At 62.2% G+C, this 7,339-nt stretch carries 7 protein-coding genes; 6 read left to right on the top strand and 1 reads right to left on the bottom strand.

What is annotated here, in order from left to right; all coding sequences use genetic code 11:
• From ACV4UX_RS15875 to ACV4UX_RS15850, 6 genes are all read left to right on the top strand, one after another.
• Nucleotides 1-1,162: glycosyltransferase family protein (locus ACV4UX_RS15875; protein ID WP_491594256.1), on the top strand; the 1,162-nt coding region annotated here is incomplete at its 5' end.
• A 28-nt stretch (nucleotides 1,163-1,190) separates the two neighbouring features.
• A complete protein-coding gene (locus ACV4UX_RS15870; protein WP_491594255.1) occupies nucleotides 1,191-1,739 on the top strand; it encodes a C-GCAxxG-C-C family protein in 549 nt (182 codons plus the stop codon).
• A 108-nt stretch (nucleotides 1,740-1,847) separates the two neighbouring features.
• Nucleotides 1,848-2,945, top strand: coding sequence for an HD domain-containing phosphohydrolase (locus ACV4UX_RS15865; RefSeq protein ID WP_491594254.1), 1,098 nt, complete (start codon nucleotides 1,848-1,850; stop codon nucleotides 2,943-2,945).
• A gap of 21 nt (nucleotides 2,946-2,966) precedes the next feature.
• Nucleotides 2,967-3,206: a hypothetical protein gene (locus ACV4UX_RS15860; RefSeq protein WP_491594253.1), complete on the top strand. Its 240-nt coding sequence runs from the start codon at nucleotides 2,967-2,969 to the stop codon at nucleotides 3,204-3,206.
• A gap of 46 nt (nucleotides 3,207-3,252) precedes the next feature.
• Nucleotides 3,253-4,089, top strand: coding sequence for a zinc transporter ZupT (gene zupT / locus ACV4UX_RS15855; protein WP_491594252.1), 837 nt, complete (start codon nucleotides 3,253-3,255; stop codon nucleotides 4,087-4,089).
• Between the two features lie 302 nt (nucleotides 4,090-4,391).
• Nucleotides 4,392-5,660 carry an Nramp family divalent metal transporter gene (locus ACV4UX_RS15850; protein ID WP_491594251.1) on the top strand — a complete coding sequence of 423 codons (1,269 nt, stop codon included), beginning with the start codon at nucleotides 4,392-4,394 and terminating at the stop codon, nucleotides 5,658-5,660.
• 119 nt (nucleotides 5,661-5,779) lie between these two features.
• On the opposite strand, the gene ACV4UX_RS15845 is transcribed toward ACV4UX_RS15850, so the two are convergent.
• Nucleotides 5,780-7,339 (bottom strand): nSTAND3 domain-containing NTPase (locus ACV4UX_RS15845; RefSeq protein WP_491594250.1); only part of this gene is annotated, 1,560 nt, incomplete at its 5' end.

The raw sequence follows: 7,339 nt of genomic DNA, 5'->3' as shown, positions 1-7,339 counted from the left end.
CAAACATATCCGGGGACCGGCTCGCTCGGGGGGCCTCGGCAGGCCGTGCGACCCTCCCCACCCCATGAAGGTCCTGCACTTCTCGCTCACGCCCCTGGCGGGCATGCCCGTCCGTCTGGTGCAGGCCCTCAACCGCCACACAGGCGTGCAGGCCCGCCTGGCCGACCGCTCCCGTTTCGGCCGCTACGACCACGACCTCGTCATGGACGAAAACCCCGAGGCCGTGCTCCAGGCCGCCCGCGACGCCGACATCCTCCACCTGCACAACTACCTGGACCTGGACTCGGACCGTTTCGCCCCCCTGGACTTCCGCGCGCTGCAACGCGCCGGAAAGCGCGTGGTCCGCCAGTTCCACACGGAGCCGGGCTTCGTGGCCCGCTCCATGGGCATCACCCCCGAGGCCCTGCTGGCCCAGGACATCCCGGCCCTCGTCATCGCCCAGCACCCCGAGCGGCTCTACCCCAAGGCCTACGTGACGCCCAACTTCATCCCCGAAGCCCGGCCCGAGTACGCCCCCTCCGCAGAGCCCCCCCGCTGGGACGTGTTCTACAACCCCACCATGAACGCCGGGGCCTGGGAGGACCGCTGGAACACCAAGGGCACGCCCCAGGCGCTCCCCCTGCTGCGCTCCCTGGAGGCCGAGGGCTGGCGCGTGCGCCGCGTCACGGAGATCCGCCCCCTGGCCGAGGCCCTGCCGGAAAAACGCTCCAGCCGCATCTGCCTGGACGACCTGGTCACCGGCAGCTACCACCTCACGGGCCTGGAGGCCCTGGCCCAGGCCGTGTGCGCCGTCAACTTCCTGGACGAGCGCTCCCAGGCCCTGATCCGCCATTTTTCCGGCGCATCGGGCCACCCCTACGTCAACGCGCGCCTGGAGGAGGCCCCCGCCGTGCTGCGCAGACTCCTGGCCGACCCGGACCTGACCCGGGAACTGGGCCTGCGCGGCCGCGAGTGGCTCCTCGCGCACTGGAGCGAGGCCCGCATGATAGGCCACTATGTGCGCGCCTACGAACTGCTCCTGGAGGACCCCGCCCTCCTCGCGCGTCAGCCCGAACTCTCCCTGGAGGGCCGGGCCGCGCATTTCCTCTTCAAGGAGCTGCCCGATCTGGTGTACAAGGTCAGGGCCGACGCCTGGGACCCCTCGGGCGACACGCCGGCCTGACCCCATACCGCCTGCTGCCGGAGCCCCCGTGAGCATCGACCGCCGCCTCTTCCTGGCCTGCGCCGCCAGCGCGGGCGCGGGCCTGGCCGCCGGGCTGGCCCTGCCCGCCCTGAAGCGCCAGCCGCCGCCCCCCTCCCCGGACATGGACCCCGGACCCTACGCCCGCCAGCGCTTCCTGGACCACTGGAACTGCACGCAAGCCGTGATGGAGTCCCTGGCCGGAGCGGGCGGACTCTCCCCGGAGCACGCCAGGCTGATCGCCACGCCCTTCGCGGCGGGCATGTGGGGCGGGCTCACCTGCGGGGCCGTCACCGGGGCGCTCATGGCCCTGGGCCTGCGCCTGGGACGCGCCGACGACGCGGACGCGTCTGGAACCGAGCGCTGCAAGAGCGCCGCTCGCGCGCTCCTCTCCGGCCTGGCGGTGCGCCACGGCAGCCTGGACTGCTCCGCGCTCCTGGGCGTGGACATGGCCACGGACCAGGGCATCGCCCTGGCCGCCTCCCGGGGCCTCTTCAAGAGCCGCTGCCCGGAGCTGGTGGAAGCCTGCGCGCGGGAGGCCTGGAAACTCCTGGCCTGATGCCTCGTCCTGCTTCCGGCGGCCGCTCCCGGCGTTGCCATGGCCGGGGTTCCCTGCTACAGTGACCGATGTGGGGACAAGCCGGAACTGACAGCCGGAGCATTCCGCATGGGCAGCGATCATCCAATCTCCCGACGCATCCTCGTTGCCGACGACGAAGCCGTGAACCTCAAGGTCCTCGCCGCCTTCGTGCGCGACTTCGGGCACGAGGCCGTCCTGGCCGGGTCCGGCGACGAGGCCCTGGCCCGCTTCGACCCCACCATCGACCTGGCCCTGCTCGACGTGCTCATGCCCGGCATGGACGGCTTCGAGGTGGTGCGCCGCATCCGGCGAGACCCCCAGCTCAAGGACATCCCCGTGATCATGGTCACGGCCCTCACCGGGCGCGAGGAGCGCCTGGCCGCCGTGGAGGCCGGAGCCAACGACTTCATCGCCAAGCCCATCGACAAAACCGAACTCAAGGTGCGCATGGCTTCGCTGTTGCGCATGAAGCAGTCCCAGGACGAGCTCAAGCGCTACCAGGCCACCCTGGAGGACATGGTGAGCCAGCGCACCGTGGCCCTGAGCCTCGCCCTGGAGAACGTGCAGCAGATGCAGCGCTCCGTGGAGGCCTCCCAGCGCGAGACCATCTTCCGCCTGGCCGCCGCCGCCGAATACAAGGACGACAACACCGCCAGCCACATCCGCCGCATGAGCGAATATTCCGCCCTCCTGGGCGGCCTGGCGGGCCTGGGCAAGCACGACGTGGAGGTGCTGCGCCACGCCAGCCCCATGCACGACGTGGGCAAGATGGGCATCCCGGACTCCATCCTGATCAAACCCGCACGGCTCACGCCCGAGGAATGGGAGATCATGAAGACCCACACGCTCATCGGGCGCCGCATCCTCCAGAATTCCGACTCCGAACTGCTCCAGGCCGCCGAGGTGATCGCCATCTCCCACCACGAGCGCTGGGACGGCACGGGCTATCCCTACGGCGTGGCCGGGGACTCCATCCCCATCTTCGGGCGCATCTGCGCCGTGGCCGACGTGTTCGACGCCCTTACCACCCCAAGACCCTACAAGGAAGCCTTCCCCAACGAGAAGGCCCTGGCCATCATGCGCGAGGAACAGGAAAAAGGGCGGCATTTCGACCCCGCCCTCTTCGCCCTTTTCCTGGACAATCTGGCTGGTTTCCTGAATATTCAGGCTGAATTCCAGGACTAGACGCCCGCAAAGGAGTGCGCCATGCCCAAGGAGAACGCCCGCAAGGTGTTGGGAGTAACCGCAGCCGTCTTCGCCCAGATGGGCCGCCTGAGCCGCGAGGAGGCCCTTGAAATCAGCGGACTGGACGAGAAAACCTTCGACGAGGCCCTGCACAAGGCCCAGGCCGCCGAGGAGGCCCTGAAGGCCCACAAGGACGAACCCGGCTTCTACGACATCGTGGCCAAGGCCGCCGGCGAATACCTCGACGGCGTGCGCAAATAGACCCTTCCCCGGGGAGCGCCGCCCGGCGCTCCCCCCTCGGGACATCATGACGTTCTCCGCCGACAACGTGCTTCTGGCCTTTCTGCTCACGCTCCTTGCCGGGCTGGCCACCGGCGTGGGCTCCCTGATCGCCTTCGCCACCCGCCGCACCAACACCCGCGCCCTCTCCCTGGCCCTGGGCTTCTCCGCCGGGGTGATGCTCTACGTCTCTTTCGTGGAGATCCTGGCCAAGGCGCAGGAAGTGCTCGCCGACTCTCTGGGCAAGGTAGCGGGCTCCTGGAGCGCCGTGGGGGCCTTCTTCGGGGGCATCGCGCTCATCGCGCTCATCGACAAGCTGGTGCCCAGCTACGAAAACCCCCACGAGATGCATTCCATCGAGGAGATGGACCTCCCGCAAGACCAGCTCCCCAAGGACGAAACCCACGATTTCGCCAAGCTGCGGCGCACCGGCCTCTTCGCCGCCCTGGCCATCGCCATCCACAACTTCCCGGAGGGCCTGGCCACCTTCACCGCCGCCCTCACCGAACCCGCCCTGGGCACGGCCATCGCCGTGGCCATCGCCATCCACAACATCCCCGAGGGCATCGCGGTCTCCATTCCGCTCTATTTCGCCACGGGCAGCCGCCGCAAGGCCTTCTGGCTCTCGTTCCTCTCCGGGCTCACGGAGCCCGTGGGGGCGCTGGTGGGGTATCTGCTGCTCATGCCCTTCTTCACGCCGGTGGTCTTCGGGGTGCTCTTCGCCGGGGTGGCGGGCATCATGGTCTACATCTCCCTGGACGAACTGCTCCCGGCCGCCGAGGAGTTCGGCCAGCACCACCTGGCCATCCTCGGCGTGATCGCTGGCATGGTCGTGATGGCCGTCTCGCTCCTGTGCTTCCTCTAGCGTTGCGCGCCCAGAATCCGTCCCTACGGATTGTCAAGGCAACATGCCGTAACATTTACTATTGTCATTGATTATCACCTTCGTGATTTTCAAGATCGCGACCCGATGGACGCCGCGTCCGGCCGGGCTGGAACGGGAGACGATCCCTTGAATCCCACTCTTTTCGGATCTCCCGCGCACGGCTGTTCGCGACCTCCAGGCACGCGGCGCGGGCTGGACAACGCCGGGCGAATCATGAAGAGTCGCCACTCTCGGCGGAGCATTCACACGCCCGCATCCCCAACAAGCATCCGGCGGACTTCATGAACCTCTCGAAGCTGTTCCCTTCCCTTGCCGAACGCCACGCCCCGCGCTTCATGGCCCTGGAGATCTGGAAGTACATCGGCCCGGGGCTGCTGGTCACGGTGGGCTTCATCGACCCGGGCAACTGGGCCGCCAACGTGGCCGCAGGGTCGGACTTCGGCTACAAGCTCCTGTGGATGGTCACGCTCTCCACGGTGATGCTCATCGTGCTCCAGCACAACGCGGCGCACCTGGGCATCGCCGCGGGGCTGTGCCTCTCGGAGGGGGCCGTGCATCACCTGAGCCCCTCCAAGGTCCGCTTCGTGCTCTCCACGGCGGTGCTGGCCTCGGTGTCCACGGCCCTGGCGGAGCTGCTGGGCGGGGCCATCGCCCTGCGCATGCTCTTCGGGCTGCCGCTGTGGCTGGGGGCGCTGCTCACCCTGGCGGTGGTGGCCTGGATGCTCTTCGCCAACTCCTACCGGCGGATTGAAAAGTACATCATCGGGTTCGTGTCGCTCATCGGCATCTCGTTCGTGTTCGAGCTCTCCATGGTGCACATCGACTGGGGCCAGGCCGTGCGCGGGTGGGTTGTCCCGGCGTTCCCCGACGGCTCCATCCCCGTGATCATGAGCGTGCTGGGCGCGGTGGTGATGCCCCACAACCTGTTCCTGCACTCCGAGGTGATCCAGAGCCGCCAGTGGAACCTGGACAACGACTCCATCATCCACCACCAACTCAAGTACGAGTTCCTGGACACGCTGGTGTCCATGCTCATCGGCTGGGCCATCAACTCGTCCATGATCCTGCTGGCGGCCTCGGCCTTCTACGCGGCGGGCGCTTCGGTGACGGAGCTGGAACAGGCGCAGAACCTGCTCACGCCCCTGGTGGGCGGCGCGGCGGCGGTGGTGTTCGCGCTGGCGCTGCTGTTCGCGGGCGTGGCCTCCACGGTGACGGCGGGCATGGCCGGGGGAGCCATCTTCGCGGGCATCTTCAAGGAGCCCTACAACATCCGCGACGTGCACACCCGCCTGGGCGTGGCGCTCACGCTGGGGCTGGCCTACCTGATCATCCTGGTGATCCCGGACCCGTTCAAGGGGCTCATCTTCTCGCAGATCGCCCTCTCGATCCAGCTGCCCTTCACCATCCTGCTGCAGCTCTACCTGACCAGCTCCAGGAAGGTGATGGGCAAGTGGGCCAACAAGCCCTCCACCGTGGCGGTGCTGAGCGTGATCGCGGCGGTGGTGATCGGGCTCAACATGCTGCTGCTGTGGGATACGCTGGGAGGGTGAAAGCATCATCATCCTTACATATCTTTCAGCCCATCAGCCATTTTAAACATCAATCACACATACAACAAGCCCTACCTCGCGCCTTCGACACGAGCTACAAGAACCAAACACTGCGATAATCATATCTGGCTATATTTTGACTCAATAAAACCTAGAAACAAATCTTCTATGTCGGACGACAGAGGCACGCCACCGCCAATAGAAGACCATCCTTCGTCAACCTGATGATGATAGTCTTTAGCAATACTTTCTAAATCCAAAGCCGAGACAATCTTCACGGCCTCTTGCATCGACAGGCCCACGATCAAATGCTCCGTTGAGTCACTTACAAGCCTTGCAAGGCGATCTTCGTCCACATGAACTTCAACATCGTATTCATCATCTCCATACCAAACTTCTACTGTTTTACTATATTTTTCTACGTTATCAACTGCAAAATCATGAGCAACCTCATCATCCCACAAGTCAAGCAGCTTGTCATGAAACAAACGCATCAAATCATCTAAAACGGCAGACGAAAAACTGACTCCAGACAAATACTCTGAAAAATACTCAAGATCGGAGTAGCGCGCCACCAACCCCAGCGAGGCAATTGCGACACTGAAGACTGAATCCTCATCACACTCGTGCGAATTGATAAATCTAAAAATAAAGTCTATTAAACGAAAATCAACTACACATTCAGCAACATCCATCATCCTGCAGATATCACCGCATGACAAATCACAAAAAATTCGACCGAAATCTTCGCTCGAAAGCATATTTCCAACTCGCGACACAAAGGAAAAAGACCTAGCAAAAAAGCCATCGCCTAATATAGCCACCACCTCTCTTGAAATTCGCTGAATCTCAACAGCTTTTGTTCCATAGAGATTCTCCATAACACCCAAACCACTATCCTCGCTCAAAAATACAACCATTTCCGCGAATCTCTTTTCATCATTTAAATATCGACTAATGACATAATCAGAGATGGAGGGGTTGAACGGAGCATATGTGACACGCGCAGACCGCGTCGCATACAAAGACCGCTTAATAAATGAGCGGCTCAATGCTTTTATTACCGACCCAAAATCCCTTGACACATTTGTCACCCTAGCAAAATTTGACTGCGCCACAAGACCATTATACATTGCACGCAGCGCATCTTCACCAACACTTCCACCGGCAAGAACGATAATATCAATCACAGCCCTAGAAAAGTCATCCAGTTGCACAACATATGGATTATCCCAGACCTCTTTAGGGTTACCCAAGCAAGACTCAATATACTCAAAATAACCAGAACTACCAACCAGATCGACCAAATCGATCGACGTAACAAACTCCAATATTCTTGGATTATAGTTGTTGTGACGTATTATTTGCATATACCTATCACTGAAAACAATCTCCTCAATATACTCTCGAGAAAGGCAACTTTTCCACATAAAGCTATACAACATCAGAGCTTTATCAAGCAGGCTATACCCTCCTATGTTTAAAACAAACTCATCCTTCAACAACCGCTTCGTCTTAAACTCATGACCAAGAAGACATCCTTGGTCGATTATATTTGTTCGTGATGTCAAAATAAATCTCTTATTCTTGCTCCTGCGTATTGATTCAATAAACCTCATGACTCGAGACCCCTGCGTAATACGCTGAGTCGCGTGCCTGATCCCCCTCGGCGGCGCATT

Source organism: Fundidesulfovibrio sp., assembly GCF_058402725.1.
The sequence above is the reverse complement of the archived record's forward strand: the minus strand, read 5'-3'. Positions and strand labels throughout refer to the sequence as shown.